General features: G+C 50.3%; 12 protein-coding genes and 1 tRNA gene. 3 read left to right on the top strand and 10 right to left on the bottom strand.

Features of this window, described 5'->3' with window-relative positions:
- Nucleotides 1-124: 124 nt before the first annotated feature.
- Complete coding sequence (locus J2S36_RS06840) at nt 125-1,354, bottom strand: molybdopterin molybdotransferase MoeA (protein WP_309956824.1); 1,230 nt, start codon at nt 1,352-1,354, stop codon at nt 125-127.
- A gap of 215 nt (nt 1,355-1,569) precedes the next feature.
- On the opposite strand from J2S36_RS06840, the gene J2S36_RS06835 reads away from it, so the two are divergent.
- The 3 genes from J2S36_RS06835 to mscL all read left to right on the top strand — a co-directional run bounded on the left by J2S36_RS06835 (nt 1,570) and on the right by mscL (nt 3,458).
- On the top strand, nt 1,570-2,187 hold the full coding sequence (locus J2S36_RS06835; protein WP_309956822.1) for a 5-formyltetrahydrofolate cyclo-ligase: 618 nt from the start codon (nt 1,570-1,572) through the stop codon (nt 2,185-2,187).
- 95 nt (nt 2,188-2,282) lie between these two features.
- Nucleotides 2,283-3,047, top strand: a complete 765-nt coding sequence (locus J2S36_RS06830) for an SAF domain-containing protein (RefSeq protein ID WP_309956820.1) — start codon at nt 2,283-2,285, stop codon at nt 3,045-3,047.
- A gap of 21 nt (nt 3,048-3,068) precedes the next feature.
- Nucleotides 3,069-3,458, top strand: a complete 390-nt coding sequence (gene mscL / locus J2S36_RS06825) for a large conductance mechanosensitive channel protein MscL (RefSeq protein ID WP_309956818.1) — start codon at nt 3,069-3,071, stop codon at nt 3,456-3,458.
- A 98-nt stretch (nt 3,459-3,556) separates the two neighbouring features.
- Here mscL and J2S36_RS06820 read toward each other — a convergent pair whose 3' ends face one another.
- The 9 genes from J2S36_RS06820 to J2S36_RS06780 all read right to left on the bottom strand — a co-directional run bounded on the left by J2S36_RS06820 (nt 3,557) and on the right by J2S36_RS06780 (nt 15,200).
- Nucleotides 3,557-3,922 carry a hypothetical protein gene (locus tag J2S36_RS06820; protein ID WP_309956817.1) on the bottom strand — a complete coding sequence of 122 codons (366 nt, stop codon included), beginning with the start codon at nt 3,920-3,922 and terminating at the stop codon, nt 3,557-3,559.
- Nucleotides 3,915-8,519, bottom strand: a complete 4,605-nt coding sequence (locus J2S36_RS06815) for a hypothetical protein (protein WP_309956815.1) — start codon at nt 8,517-8,519, stop codon at nt 3,915-3,917. Before J2S36_RS06815 ends, J2S36_RS06820 begins: the two co-directional genes overlap by 8 nt.
- Before the next feature lie 272 nt (nt 8,520-8,791).
- Nucleotides 8,792-8,864 (bottom strand) — tRNA-Arg (locus J2S36_RS06810).
- Between the two features lie 199 nt (nt 8,865-9,063).
- Nucleotides 9,064-9,987 carry a universal stress protein gene (locus J2S36_RS06805; RefSeq protein WP_309956813.1) on the bottom strand — a complete coding sequence of 308 codons (924 nt, stop codon included), beginning with the start codon at nt 9,985-9,987 and terminating at the stop codon, nt 9,064-9,066.
- Between the two features lie 252 nt (nt 9,988-10,239).
- Nucleotides 10,240-10,992, bottom strand: a complete 753-nt coding sequence (locus J2S36_RS06800) for a C40 family peptidase (RefSeq protein WP_309956811.1) — start codon at nt 10,990-10,992, stop codon at nt 10,240-10,242.
- A 162-nt stretch (nt 10,993-11,154) separates the two neighbouring features.
- Nucleotides 11,155-11,904: a metal-dependent transcriptional regulator gene (locus J2S36_RS06795; protein WP_309956809.1), complete on the bottom strand. Its 750-nt coding sequence runs from the start codon at nt 11,902-11,904 to the stop codon at nt 11,155-11,157.
- 399 nt (nt 11,905-12,303) lie between these two features.
- Nucleotides 12,304-13,785: an NCS2 family permease gene (locus J2S36_RS06790; RefSeq protein ID WP_309957508.1), complete on the bottom strand. Its 1,482-nt coding sequence runs from the start codon at nt 13,783-13,785 to the stop codon at nt 12,304-12,306.
- A 112-nt stretch (nt 13,786-13,897) separates the two neighbouring features.
- Nucleotides 13,898-14,692, bottom strand: a complete 795-nt coding sequence (locus J2S36_RS06785) for a DUF3027 domain-containing protein (RefSeq protein WP_309956807.1) — start codon at nt 14,690-14,692, stop codon at nt 13,898-13,900.
- Nucleotides 14,685-15,200: a cold-shock protein gene (locus tag J2S36_RS06780; protein WP_309956805.1), complete on the bottom strand. Its 516-nt coding sequence runs from the start codon at nt 15,198-15,200 to the stop codon at nt 14,685-14,687. Before J2S36_RS06780 ends, J2S36_RS06785 begins: the two co-directional genes overlap by 8 nt.
- Between the last annotated feature and the right edge of the window lie 33 nt (nt 15,201-15,233).

The following is a 15,233-nucleotide window of genomic DNA, read 5'->3' as shown; positions in this document are numbered from 1 at the left end:
CGTATGCAATATACCGCGCAGTTGACATTACAAATCAAGGCGTGTTGCACCTATTTTGTGATTGTTTCCGAATCCCTATTACTCAATTTTCACATTATTCACATCAGCCCCACCGATGCGGTGATCACTGATCAATCACGATACAATCGACGCTCTCTCCCGCAGCTACCAGGCGTGTACTTGCAGAAAGCAAAATCAAACAATTTGCGCGTGCCATTCCCGTCAGCAAAGGACGACCCGGCTTCCCAATCGGTTCAACCGTGTATCCATGCCCCGGAGTACCAGTCACCCGCGCTTGCACATACTCTTCCTTCCCAAACGGAGATTCCCAGCCTTGCGCAATTTTTGCCCTCACAGTACGGCGTTCAAGATGCTGATATCCAGCCATTTGCCGCAGCGCAGGACGGATAAATACTTCAAATCCCGTCAGCGCAGCCGTAGGCGATCCAGGCAAACAAAAAATCGAAGTATGATCGATCCGCCCAACACCAAACTGCCGCCCCGGAAAAATGCCGACATGATCAAAACGTACTGTGCCTAAAGGCGCCAACACTTCCTTTAACGTATCTCCTCCACCATAGGAAAGCCCGCCAGTAGTAATCACAATATCTGCCCGCACAAGCTGATCTTCGATTGCTTCACGCAAGATCCGCGCATCATCAGGCACAGCCCCCACGCGGAAAACCTGCGCACCCGCGCCTGCAGCAGCACTGGCAAGCGCATGTGAATTTGCATCATAAACTTTCCCGCGCACTGCAGGCCGACCTGGCTCCTGCAGCTCATCACCGATCGCAAGCACTACTACTCGCGGCTTTGGACGCACCAATACCGTGGCATGCCCAGCCGAAGCAAGCACTGCTACCTGGCGCGAAGCGATCCGCACTCCTTGCCGTAAAATAACTTCTCCCGCAGCCAAATCTTCCGCATGCGTGCGCACATTTTCGCCAGCTTGCAATTCCACATTGATCTGCACCCGTGCCTCTCCGCCATCAGTATATTCAATTGGCACTACCGCATCTGCACCTTCAGGCAGCGGCGTACCCGATGCAACCTTGATTGCAGTTTTTTCCACGATCGAAACCGGCTCAGTATAATTCGCACGCACTTTTTCCAATACCGGTAAACTAAGCGGATTCACATCAGATGCACCACGCGTATCTTCTGCCTGCACAGCATACCCATCACGCCCTGCAAGATTCATTTGCGGCACATCGACTAAGGACACCACATCCTGCGCCAAAATGCAGCCAATTGCATCCGTAAGTGAAACTTCAAAGGCAGGAAGTACTTTTGCCGCCGCGAGGCACTCTTGCTTTTGCTCTGCCACCGTCTTCATTGAAATCCCCTTAAACATCGCCTTTTACTTGCGGCGATTTTACTTTTGCGTGATGACTTTTACCTGCTCTTTCTCCGCAAGCAGATCCACCGCATCTCCGATATTCATTTTCGTATTTACAGCATGAAATACCCTACCGTCAGTTTATGCGGGAAACTTTGCAACTTCCAAAGACGCATACCCTATTGGCGAAATATCTAATTTCTCTCCAAGGAGCGTGAGATGATTTTGCTATGTCAAATGATTTGCCGAATTTCTTAGATTTTACTGATCTCGAAGCGGAAGATGCAAAACAGGTGCTTCGCGCAAAGGTGCGCAAAGCACGCAATGAACGCAGCGAAACCGAAAAAACCATGTACGCTGAGCAATGGGTCGAGACGGTCCTTGAATACGTAAAAGACTACAAACAAGTAGCAGCATTTGTGTCAGTTGCAAACGAGCCGCCAACCCATGAACTCTGTAAAGCGATTGCCGATTCAGGAAAAACACTCCTCCTGCCGAAACTGGGGCCTGGACTCACCCGCGCATGGGGATATTTCCAAGGGCTGGACGATTTACATCAACTGGCTCCAGGGCGTCCGCCCGAACCATCTGGACCAGCTTTCGATAATGATGTACTGCAAAATGTGGAAGCAATGATTGTGCCGGCCCTACTTGTATCAAAATATGGCGAACGGTTAGGGCAAGGCGGAGGCTGGTACGATCGCGTATTGAAGCAAGTACGGGCAGGCACCCCGATTGGAGCATTGATCTTTCCAGAAGAGTTCGTTGATTTTCACCTGCCGCAAGATGAATATGATGTGCCAGTTTGTGACGCAATTTTACCGCAGGAGATCATTCCACTGCGATAAAATCTGTTCGTCCACAGCAGCAAATCATGCAAGCTGTTTCCACAAGTAGCTCTTTCAGCGTTTGAAAAAGATCTCAACCCAGCAAATATATAAGCATGTCGCGGAAGAAAAATATCAGCACATTGCCCAGAGCTGCCAAAATACAAAGTGAGCAAAACAGAAAAAATACGGTTGAGCAGAAGAAACTGCGGATGCTGCAGCTACGCGCACCCAATCTTCGCGCATATCGCGTTGCTTCACCACTACGCGCAATGATCTGGCGTTGGAAATATGTAGCGCTCATCCTCATCGCTGCTACCGCACTGCAAATGCTGATCGCAGTGATTTCAAGTGAAGGTATCGGAAATGTAAAAGTGCTCGTTGCCACGCGAAAAATTGAAATTGGAGACGCTTTCACGCCAGGCAACACTACTACACGTTTATTTCCACAAAATGCCGTCCCAGAAAATTCACTTCCCAAAATCGATGCAATATCAGGAAAAACGGCAAGTGCACAAATCCCACCAGGACTCCCAATCACCACCGGACAAATTCTCGACGATCAATACCTTGCCGACGCTCCAGCAGGATCCGTCATCACTTCCATTACGCTGCGCGATGATATCTCAGCACAATTACTCAAACCCGGAAACCATATTGAACTCTATGCACCCGCAAAAGAACAAGGAGAACCAGCCAAACTCCTTGCCCGAAATGCAATCGTGATCGGTAAACCTGAAGGAAAAGTGAAAGGATCAATCTTCGGTGATGTTACAAACACTACCGTGCTTTACGTAGCAATCGCGAAAAGTGACGCTAGTCTTATCCTTGGTCTACAAACAAATACACCACTGCAAGCAGTAATCACTAAGCACAACTAAAGCAGAAAGGAAAAGTTAAAAATGTTGCAAGGATTCAAAGAGTTTATTTCCCGCGGAAATGTGATCGACCTTGCCGTCGGCGTAATCATCGGCGGTGCTTTCGCTCCGATCGTTGCCGCACTCACCGATAAAATCATTATGCCGTTGATCGCGGCAATTTTCGGCAAACCAAGTTTTGATCAAGTGCTTGAATTTACAATCAACGGCTCATTGATTCAACCAGGAGTATTAATTACCGCAGTAGTGAACTTCTTAATCATTGCCGCTGCACTTTATTTTTGTATCGTCATGCCAATGAACAAACTCAACGAGCGCCGTGCAGCCAATAATCCCGCTGCAGAAGTAGCTGACGTTCCAGCTGATGACGTCGCACTGCTTACCGAAATCCGCGATCTACTTGCGCAAAAATAAAAACGCTTAAAAATAAACCAAATCTTAAAGCGGGAGGCTCCCAGCAGAAATATTTGACCACTTCTGCTCGGAGCCTCCCGCACCAGTTCGACCGGATCTCATAATTTCCCGAAATGCGGCGGCACCTGCGCCAGGATCTCTTTCTCACGCGCTGTAAGCGCCGGTTTCTTCGCCGCATCTAAGGCGTGCTGCGCCAGCTCAGCTTGTGCATATTTTTTCGGATACACCCCACGCGCATCAAGCAAATGCACCGCCTCTTCAGGCTGTGTGATTTCGCCACGCGCGAGACGTTCCTGATCTACTCGCGATAGCCGAACTATCCGCCGCCCACTGCGATACATCCCCGCCACTTTCCCTGACGGTGGCAACGCTTGCGCACCTTCCTGCCCAGAAAACTGCTTTCTCGATGTTTCACCTTTTCGATCACCAGATCGATGGTCAAGATCCGAATGCGAATTATTCATTATCTTCCAATCGCACAAACCCAGAACGCCGCACCACATTTCCCAGCACCGTCGAGATTTGTACACCATGACGGATAATCCCCAGCTCCGCGCGCAACTCCTGAATAAATTGCGCCTGCGTGCGGGCAATCCCATCACTGGCAATCCACGCTAACACTTCATCAAGCTGATCATCAGTATAAGCAGAAAGCTGTAAACCTGGAGTAAACTTCGGGCGCGCCGAGCGTTCACGTGGACCAGCAAATTGTGCTGTGCTATCTTCACCCACAATTGCCATTTCCGGATTACCCATAGCAGCCCTGCTGGTTTTCCGCTCCAGCACATCTGCAAAAATTGGCTCCTCAACCCAATTTTCACCATCCAAAATCGGCGGCACCAATTCCGGCTCAGCTTTTTGCGAATGCAATGCACGCAAATGTGCTCCGACCTCAGCCGCCTGACCTGCTGGATCAATAAAAAGCGAAGTGGAAAAAGTCTGGAATACGAGCCATCCACGATCAGCTACAGCTTGCGGCAAGAAACGATCTCGACGCCGCAAAGATTCCTCAGCAACATAATCCGCATTATCGATCAACACTGCCATTTCCCAAGCGTCACGAGAATCTGGCATCCCCACCACCATCGGCAATCTCCGCGAACCAGCAAAGCCATACTCGTATGCCACCGCAAAGCCCTGCTCACGAAGACGATCTCCGAAATCCGCTAATAACGGATCGGCAGTATCATGATCATAATCAACTAAATCTTGCCGCGCATTTCCTGCTTCAGCAATGATCTGTGCAAGCAATTTCGGCCCAGGTGTAGACAAGCGCCCCGTATCGATATCATCAACTCCAAGCGCAGAAACTACCGTCAAAGATTTCCGCGCCACTTCAAGAGCATCAATCAAATCAAGAAAACCATGCGATTCTTGCAATTGCCCAAAAGAATGCAACACACGCCCATGCACCGTCTTCCCAAATCCGGGCGAAAGAATCACATGATCCCGACGCATCCCACAAGTTTGCGAAATATCCACCACATGGAACGGCTCAGCCACATTTTGATTCATAAAACGCTGCAAAATCACTGACGAAGATTTTGCATTTTGCAATGCCTTCAAAATTTGCCTTGCATGCACCGGCGAAACCGTGATCACCGCCAGCGACTGCGGATTTTGATCAAGTGCATAATTCAAAATCAAATCCACTACTGCATCAACTTCCGCAGCTGTAGATTCAACCGCGCCATCACCATTAGCTGACGGGACACCTCGCCCATCAACTGAAATGAGCTGCGCCGAACGCTTCATTGGACTCTCCGGAATCGGCAAATACGCATCCTGATATCCATGTGCAAGTAATGCCCGCGCAGACTTCTCATCGTATTGAACCCGCAAAGTTGGCAGCTGCAATACCGGGAAAATTTTTGCAAAACTCGGAAAAGCACGTGCCTGACCAAGATCAGCCAAATCAATATCCCCCTCCGCCACCTGTGCCGCAGCTGGCACATCATGAGAATCAGCGGGCAAAGCATTCACATCAATAAGTTCATTACGGCGCTTATCACCGACAATAACAAGCTGCCGTCCACGCAATAACGACGGAATAATCGCCGCCAACTCAGTGCGTTCAGTCGTATCACAAAGTACCAAATCCACCCAATGCATCTGCGGGATATAATCGCGCGCAACAACCGGCGGAACAATCCAAATCGGGCGCGCCAACTGTACCAAACGCGGATAAGTAGCAATCACATCACGCAAAATCCCGACCCCATATTTTGCCAATAACTGGTCAAGACGGATCGTATCATTACGATGTGCACGCGCATACGCACGCATATTATTGATTGCAGCCAATTGCACTGGGCCAGAAAGTGAATTCACCTGCGCCAAATCCAGCTTTCGGAATTTCTCCACCAAAGCAAGCAAATCACGCGGACCAAGAGCCGCAAGCAACTTTGATTTACGCAACAACTGCTCAAATATTGATGATGTAACTGCAAGCTCAAACTCTTGGGAAAGCTGATCTCGTGTTACATTTCGCTCACGCAAATCTGCCACAAAATGTTCAATCCCCAGCCGCTTCAACTGCCCGCGTACCTCATTTAACGCAGGAAGCTGCACCATCTGCGCCGCATCCTTAACCAGCTCCTCCACGATTTTACTGGTCTTTACAAAATCAATATCAAGATAGCCAAAGCCACCAACTTCTGCTGCTAACTGTGTTAATTCACTTGCAAGCACTTTCCGACTTGCCTGAATTTGCAGCATTCCGCTAGGAAGAGTCGGCCAACCCGCATCTTTCGTATACCGCTTCCAAATTTCACGGCGCTCTTCCACCAGCACCAGTTCACGATGAATATCAGCCGGCACAGCCCCCGGGCGCAGCAAATCAGCAAGTTCACGACGATACATCCGCTTTTGTGACAAACTGAGTGAAATTTGATGTTCACTGCGCCACTCCTTAGAAGCTGTAAGCGCAATCAAATGCTCGACCGAAGACTCAAAAATCTTCGGCAAAAAGAAATCCAAACTCTGTGAGATCCCGTCAAACATATCGATTTGCTCAAACCACTGACTTGGTGTTTGCGCAGGATGAAGGCCTGTTTCACCAGCCGATCGAGCTACCTGCGCACGAACCGCTGGAAGAATCACTTCATGCAAACGCCGTGCACGCTCAACTGCACTTGCACCAACCTGCAAATCAGTGATCGACGAATTCGACCATGCAGATTTCGCCACTTCAGCACTGAAAATACCAATTTCTGCACCGCGATTTAAAAGCTGCAACACTTCATCCTCGCCCGCAATTTTAATCGCTGCCAAAGTATCGGCAGTGAAACGTACCCGCGTAGTTGGAGCATCTACTTGAGCGGTCAAACGAGCCAGCTTCTCCAACAAATCATGCACACTATAACCCCAATCAGGATTAACTTGATGCAAATCTGTAACGAAACTATCCAATTGTGCACGTGTAGCTGTCAGTTCATCACGTTGCGCTACTGCACTTGCAAAATCAAAATCCGGTTTCCGCAACCGTAATCCCGTCCGGATCTGATGTGGCACACTCTCAACATCAGAGAAATCCAGAACCATTTCCCCTAAACCAAGCTGCTCCAATTCTGCTCGCAATGCAGCACCCGAAAGAGCTCGTGACGGCACAAAAATAAGCGATTTCCCAGAAGCAGCCGCATCAGCCATAATCGACGCCAAAGTCTCCAAACGACGCGTCCCCGCCGGTGCATCAATCACAATTGAACGCCCAGAAGCAACAACTTCCACCACATCCAATTCAGCCGGATCTAAATCACCCACACCACGCTCAACCTCAGGAAGCCGATCAGCTTGCAAACCAGGAAGAATCGGGGCAGACGTAACTTTTCGCAATTGCAGATCACCGGCCAAGGCTGCCACCACGCCCGAATTTTGCACGTACGCGGCCATCCCCTCCAAATCGGCAAGGAGCATTTCTGCTGGCGCGTGGAAACACCCGATGATATTTTGATTTTCAAACTTAAACCCCGGTAAATACGCCCGAGATATTGCGGTGATCTGCGCTAACGGCGCATCGATCCCCGTTGAACGCTGCACATATTCACGCAGCTTCGCCACATGCTCCGGCTCAATTCCCGATAAACGCAAAGCATGAATCAATTCAGGATTAATCATCGCTTCCGCTGAAAGTTTCAGTTTCGCATCACCATCAGGCAAAAAAACAATCCGAATTGCGCGCAACAAAGCCGGGATCGTACGCTCAGTTGCAGTACGCAATGGCCGCTCCGCGGCACGTGCACTAACTGCCGCTGCAACCTCATGCGTAGCTAACACCCCCGCATCTTCGCTCTTTTGCGCATCATCAGCGCCCGCATCCTGCATCTGCGCGTGCGAAATATCAACTTTCTGCTGCTCCAAATACTCACCAAAATCAAGGCGCAACTCACCCGTAGCATCATAAGTCTGCCCAGTCCACTGCGGAATTTCGCGAGTATCAAGCTCAGGCAGTTCCGTCCACGTGATCCGCCCCGCCGCCAGCGACACCGGAGCATACCCATATTCATTTGAAATATCAGCAGTAAGTTCACGTAACTGTGCGAGCTGCTCCTTTGCCCGCGCAAACGCCTTCGGCTCACGAATCAAAGAACTCAGCCGAATCTCCATATGCGCATAAAACTGCGCCACACCCGTAGGATGAGCATGCGTAATATCAATCTGCCCAACATATTTCGCTGGCGCCTTCTGATCTTTCCGCATCGTCACTTGCTGCGTCAAATGCGCGTGCCAAGCCGTATAAGCACCTGCAGCAAGCTCCTCTTGACTCTTTTGACTCACCAAAGCAAGATTTGCAGCAACACCCTGAGCCCCCGCACTCTGCAGATCACCATCCGCATCTGCACGTAGACCCAAATCTGCCTGCGGCAAATCCAGGCTATCAGCGTCAGCTTTGATCAACTCCGGCTCAGAATCCGCTATCCCATGTACAGCATGTTCAGCTAGCTGAATTTCCGGACGCTGCACATTCTCCACACCAGATTCGCGGGCAGAAAACTTAACTACCGCATCACCCGCAGATTCCTGTGCTTGTTTCTTACTCTTACGACGAAATAAAGGACTCACACAACTATCCTAACTGGAAAACGAACAGCACTGAAAGAAGAATGACGATTCAATTTGCCGCCCCCGACAGCCAATTCCACTGAATCTGCAGAACCAAACCCCGTTGTGCCATGAAAACCCGCTCCGCACGTTTTCAGCACAACTTCGTCGCTTTTTGATCCCAAAACAACCAAACCCGTTGTGCCATGAAAACCCGCTCCGCACGTTTTCAGCACAACTTCGTCGCTTTTTGAACTCGAAAACAAGTTTTCGGATCAAAAAGCTCCTCGTTGTGCCCCCGATAGGAATCGAACCTACGACACCGGCTTTAGGAGAGCCGTGCTCTATCCACTGAGCTACGAGGGCAAAGACGGAAACACCGGACACAAAACAAGCCCGAATCCGCACAGGTACCTTTGGAATATATCAAATATACCGTTTACCTACTTTAGCCTAAGCCCTTGCCAGCAAGCTAACTCACGCCGAAATTCCATCCGCACAGTTCCTGCACACTCTCTGCAAACACAAGCAGCACGCTTATCAGAAACCGCTACAAAACAACCACTCACCACTGATTCAAATACTGCGGAGCCACGTCATCACCTTCACGCACCCTGCGCGGCACCAAAAATGCCGGGCATTGCGCAAGCTCCATAATTGCTTGCGAAGTGGAACCCAATAGCATTCCAATAAATCCGCCACGCCCACGCGTACCCAATACCAGCAAATCCACTTCCTTTGAAACATCCGCCAACACATTCACCGGATTACCTTGCGTGACATTGATCGAAATTTTTACATCACGCCCTTCGTCCACCTCAGAAATTTGCCGCTGGATTCCCGCATGCAAATCGTCATAAAACTCTTTCGACAACGTAAATTGCGGCACCCAACTCACCGAATCCACATTCACCGTGCTCACCACAAGCAATTCTGCGCCCCACCGGTCTGCTTCCCAGACGGCTCGCTGCAAAGCCATTTTCGCGCTCTCTGAGCCGTCCACACCAACAGCAATTTTCCGTACCGGCAAATGCCCAGTAAGCGTATCTGCGCCTACCACCACCGTCGGGCAACACGCATGAGCTGGCAGCATCGTAGAAACCGTATGCAAAATCCGATCCGAAATTCGCCCCTGCCGATTAACCCTTCCACCAACCACAAGTAGCGCCGCCTGCTTTGAAAGCTGTACTAACTCTTCAGTTGGATCACCTTCGATCAGCTTTGTAGATACCACCAAACCACGGTCTTTATATTTTGCAGCTAAATCATTGATCATTTTTTCTGCCGCCGCGCGAATCAGCGCACCCTCGTGGGAAACATCGGGTGCGCCAATTGGCAAATTATGCGCAGCATAATATGGTAAATCGTAAACGCATACGAGCTGTAGTTCTGCTTTCCGCCTCAGCGCCTGCTCAAATCCCCATTCCACCGCCGCGATTGACGGAACAGACCCATCGACACCCACAGCAACTAAGTTTTCGTGATTCACAATTATCTCCTACCACGCTCTTGCCACACATGACCGTCTGGCATAATCACATTTCACATCAAGCCAGCTCCTACATGCTGCAAAAACTCGCAGAATGTTTGGTGGTGCAAAATTCGCACGTTCCCCATCTTCTGTGAGCAGCTTCTGTGATGCTAGTTACAGATTAGCCTCTTGAATGGTTGAGTGCAAAAAAGCTGGGACGGTACATCGACCGTCCCAGCAAAGATTTTGAATTTGAGATTTAATAATTAATTACGGAACCCGAATAAAAGTAGGTTTCCCATACAATGGAGTTTCGCGCGTACCAAGAGCTGGAGTCTGCGCTGCAACATGCATTCCATTGCCGGTATAAATACCAACATGACCAGGCCACCATACAATATCTCCAGGCTGTGCCTGATCTGCAGAAACACGTACGCCAGCGGCTGCAAGAGCACCAGATGTACGCGGTACCCCAATACCAGCATTACCGTACACGTAGCTCACAAAACCAGAACAATCCCAACCAGCAGGAGTGGTACCACCACGCCGATAGGGAGCTCCCACGAACTGACGAGCGAAAGAAGCAATCGCTGCACCACGCCCAGAAGCCGGTACATTAGCATAAGCTTGCACCTGACGAGGCGCTGCCGCGCGAGCCGCACGAGATTCGCGAGCAGCAGGAGCATTCCGCTGCGCTACAGGAGCGTTCTGCCGCGCTGCAGGAGCCGCAACGGCTTCCACTTCAACATCAGCAAAATCCCAGCCCGAAGCAGCGTTTGCACCAGTTTCAACTTCTACAACAGGAGCAGCAAAAGCAGCCTGCTCAACACCCAGCTCTGCCGTAGCTGCCACAGCTTTCACCGGAACTTCAACATCCGACTTTGCATTATCTGGAGCAGCAAATGCGATAGGTGAAGCAAAACCGACGAACGTGCCTGCTACCGCTGCGGTAGCGAGCCCCTTCACACCATGCCGTGCAGCGAAATTGTTTACTGCTTCAACTTTCAGGTGACGACCTGCCATTAGTTATTTCTCCAACGAATCTCGGTGCCCACGATTTACCGCAAGCGCTTACTTCCGAACTGGAATAATCATAACAATGTGACAACGAATTATCACAACTTAATAACAATGGACTACATCACACGATTGTAACAATTTAATAACGAGGAAAAATGCGGCTAATTAATCAGTTTTCGGCGCATGCACGAAAATTTTCGCAGCCACAGAAAGCGGCAAGCCAAGTTTTTCGACTCGCTCACCGGAAACATTTTCGCCAGTTTCCCCCACACCTTGCCGGGCATCGATATCCACAAGGAGCTCGTCAGCCACCATGCCACGCAGGATAATATCTGCACCCGGAAGCATGCCCACACTTTCAAACAACTCGATTTGTTCCGCATCAAACTGCAATACTTCCGCAAATCGTGCCACCTGCACTGCCTGCGGCTCCCCATCAGTTAAAGGTACTTCCGAAAGCGCAATAAGACCACTTTCGCTCACTGCTGCCGGATCTGCATCAGCCGTACCATGCAAGGGGATCGGATTCCCAAAAGGATCAGATTCCGGACGCCCCAAATGCTCATAAATCCGTTTTGCCACATCATCAGAAAGCGCATGTTCCCAACGGCAAGCTTCCGCATGTACCTGCGGCAACGGCATCCCTAACACATCCTGCAATAAACGCTCTGACACGCGATGCCGGCGCATCACATCTGCGGCAAGTTCACGACCCCGCTCAGTAAATTCAATATGTTTCCCGTCAGGCATCACAAACAAGCCATCACGCTCCAAACGAGCAACCGTCTCTGAAACAGTTGGCCCAGATTGCCCCAAACGCTCAACGATCCGCGCCCGCAATGCCGGAACCCCCTCTTCCAAAAGCTCAAAGACCGTCTTCAAATACATCTCAGTAGTATCGATCAAATCTTTCATCGAATCCCCTTCTCCAGATGCACAATAAGCGCAGACCACCAATTCGCGAAGTACAGCTTTCCTGAAAGCGAGATTTTTTTGCCCGCACGAACAAAACTACAATCTCACCATAATCCATCTACCAGCTCTACGTTTCGCATATCTACATATTAGTCAAGTTCGATCACAATCGCGCGGGCACCGCAAAACACGCAGATTCCATTACCTAATTCTGCAAATCCCACCACTATTCAAGCGAACCAGCCAACCCGATCCAAAGCCACCCCGACCAGCACAAGCCAAACTTGCAGCTTAAAAAATAGTAGCAATGACGGTGCCAGCAACAAGCCAGCACCGTCATTTACAGATCAAATTTTCATCACGCAAGATCAAAATCCTGCGATATCGCGAAAAGGAAAATTATCCCAAAAGCATCCGCTGAATTGGCCCATTCAGGAAGTAGATCACGAAAAGTCCAGCGACAACCCACATCAACGGGTGTACTTTCCTGATTCTCCCCATCACCGACTCCATAATTACGTACACAATGAAGCCCACACCAATACCGACAGTGATCGAGTACCCAAACGGCATAAATGCGATCGTCAAGAAGGCCGGCACAGCAACGGAAAAATCATCCCATTTGATTTCTGCCACTTGCATCATCATGAGCACACCCACCGCAACAAGCGCCGGAGCAGCTGCTTCACTAGGCACAAGCGCCACTAGCGGTGCCAGGAAAGTTGCAAGCAAGAAAAAGATTCCAGTAAAGACGGACGCAAGACCAGTGCGCGCACCATCGGCTACACCTGAAGTGGATTCGACAAAGGAAGTATTGGAAGATACACCGCCAAGACCACCGGCGATCGCAGCCACAGAATCAATCATCAAGATCGAGCGGGTACGCGGCGGATTCCCTTCTGCGTCAAGCAATTTACCTTCAGCAGCGACAGCCACCATCGTCCCCATCGTGTCAAAGAAATCGGCCAACATCACTGTGAATGCAAGTACCACAACCGTGATCACACCCAACTTCTGGAACGGACCAACAAGCGAAAATTCGCCAAGCGTCTCAAAGTGCGGAGTCTGTACAAGCGGACCATTGATTGCCGGCACCGAGCTGATCCAACCGCCCGGATTCTCTTCACTAACTGCACCAAGATGCAGCACAGCTTCGAGAATGAATCCGAAAATCGTGGTGCTCGTCATCCCAATCAAAATTGCCCCTGGTACACGACGCGCCATGAGCAGGAAGGTCAGGAACAGACCAAGGATAAAGACGAATAGCGGCCACGTATCAATTGAGCCGGCATTACCAAAATTGAGGAGTGTCGGACCAGCCTTATTCCCTTTCACGAGCCCTGCGTTTGAAAAACCAATCAGGGAGATGAACATCCCGATACCCACAGAAATTGCGATGCGTAAGAATTTCGGCACCGCACGGAAAATCGCTTCACGCAAGCCCGTCAGCACGAGCAGTACGATCACGATACCTTCGATCACAATAATGCCCATACCGTCAGCCCAGGTCATTCCAGGGATTTGCACGAGCGCATATGCCACAACGGAATTTAGCCCTAAACCTGCTGCAAGCGCGAGTGGGAAGTTCGCGATTGCCCCCATCAGGAAGGTCATCACGCCTGCAACGAGGGCAGTTCCAGCCGCAATCGCGACGATATTCGGCTCAGCCCCACCGCCGAGATAAGCGCCAGTAGAGTCTTTCCCTGAAAGAATGATCGGATTCAACACAAGGATGTAAACCATCGAGAGGAAGGTGACAAAACCACCACGCAATTCACGCGCAATATTCGTACCACGAGCCGATAACTGGAATACCCGCTCAAGGAAACTTGCTGAGCTTTGCTGTTGCTTCTTCTGCTTTGCTGGAGCAGTACCGTTAATATTATTCACTCAACCAGTGTGAACAGCGGCGAACAACAACTCAAGAACCGCTCACAGTATGGACGCAATCGCGACACATCGCGAGATAGCCATCTGAAAAATGTGCGGAGACTTACTTTTCATCCGCAAAATATTCAACTTCCGCTTCATCAATGACGGGATTCGATTCCACCCACAATTGTGTAGTTTGTTTCACATCCGTCTCAGAATGTGCGCCGCAACCATGATCAAGCGAAACTGCCCGCCCATCAAATGGCGACCACTCATTAGCACACACCCCAAACATTTGCCGCGCACTACCTGCCATCTTCAACAGGTAGCCACAAGTCGAACAGGGTGCTTTCGCATCGCGAGTCGCTTGATTCCGCGGCCCAGCATCAGATCGATACCAACGCCTGAAAGCCGCCTTCCGCCCGTGATCAGAAAGGGTCCGCGCACGCCCCAATCCCAGCTCCCACTGCTCAGCCGCATCAAGATCAAGCCCAGTTTCTTCATATCCGTGCAGCAACTCAGCATCATAGCGTGCCAGATTTTCATCATCAGGCTGATACGGCAGCCGATCCGACGGGCCGATATCTTGCGGTGTAAGCCGTTGCGCCCAGGGGATCCACTGTGGAGCAAGCAGTGCTTCTTCCCCTGGACGAATCGAAACTTCATTCACCGTAACTTTTGTTTTCCGTGCCGCCCGGGCCAAAGTGACCGTCCAATACCAGCCACGATATCCAGGCAATAAGCATACAAATGCGTGTGTCACTACACGCTCAGCTTCCTGCACTAATCCTGCGTGAGCACCTACATTCTCCATTGCCGTCACATCACTAAGCGCTTCACGTGCGACATCAACAGCTGCAGCAAGTACTTTTTCTTTCGCAAGCTTCTGCTTCGGCGAAATCCGAATTTCAGACATCAAAATCCTTCGCTAATTCACGCAGAGCTTGCGCAATTGGCCCACCGTGCTCTGGATACCGCCCACGCCGGAGCTGATCAGTAGAAGCGTCAAGCACTTTGATCAAATCTTCGATCAACGGTAGGATCTCTTCAGGCTTCCGACGCGCCTGCTCAGCAAGCGACTTTTCCTTTGCGATCACAGAAAGCTGCAGGGCTGCCGGCCCACGACGCGTATCACCAACGCCGTACTCCACACGCATCCCTGGACGCAAGCGCACCCCAAGGGGCACTGCACTCTTGGGCAAATAAACTTGTTCGCCGTCATCGCCCGCGATAAAACCAAAGCCCTTAGCATCATCAAAGAACTTCACTTTTCCTGTAGGCACTTCAACTCTCCGTTTCGTAGATTTATCTGCAGCATTCCAGCTTTCGTACTCGCATTTTGCGATCTTCCAGCTGGAATCATTGCTATTTACATTTTCTTTATCAGGAAATCGCAATCTTGTGCGTTCACTAAAGATACTCAATATTTGGCATTTTGCCTACCTGGCTCGCCAACT

The organism is Arcanobacterium hippocoleae (assembly GCF_031456295.1).
Classification (GTDB): domain Bacteria; phylum Actinomycetota; class Actinomycetes; order Actinomycetales; family Actinomycetaceae; genus Arcanobacterium_A; species Arcanobacterium_A hippocoleae.
This window is presented reverse-complemented; position numbering and strand designations above follow the sequence as displayed.

Bases quoted from the DNA above. Each gene is read 5' to 3' on its own strand.
- J2S36_RS06840 (WP_309956824.1), bottom strand. From the start codon at position 1,354: ATGTTTAAGGGGATTTCAATGAAGACGGTGGCAGAGCAAAAGCAAGAG.
- J2S36_RS06835 (WP_309956822.1), top strand. From the start codon at position 1,570: ATGTCAAATGATTTGCCGAATTTCTTAGATTTTACTGATCTCGAAGCG.
- J2S36_RS06830 (WP_309956820.1), top strand. From the start codon at position 2,283: ATGTCGCGGAAGAAAAATATCAGCACATTGCCCAGAGCTGCCAAAATA.
- mscL (WP_309956818.1), top strand. From the start codon at position 3,069: ATGTTGCAAGGATTCAAAGAGTTTATTTCCCGCGGAAATGTGATCGAC.
- J2S36_RS06820 (WP_309956817.1), bottom strand. From the start codon at position 3,922: ATGAATAATTCGCATTCGGATCTTGACCATCGATCTGGTGATCGAAAA.
- J2S36_RS06800 (WP_309956811.1), bottom strand. From the start codon at position 10,992: ATGGCAGGTCGTCACCTGAAAGTTGAAGCAGTAAACAATTTCGCTGCA.
- J2S36_RS06795 (WP_309956809.1), bottom strand. From the start codon at position 11,904: ATGAAAGATTTGATCGATACTACTGAGATGTATTTGAAGACGGTCTTT.
- J2S36_RS06785 (WP_309956807.1), bottom strand. From the start codon at position 14,692: ATGTCTGAAATTCGGATTTCGCCGAAGCAGAAGCTTGCGAAAGAAAAA.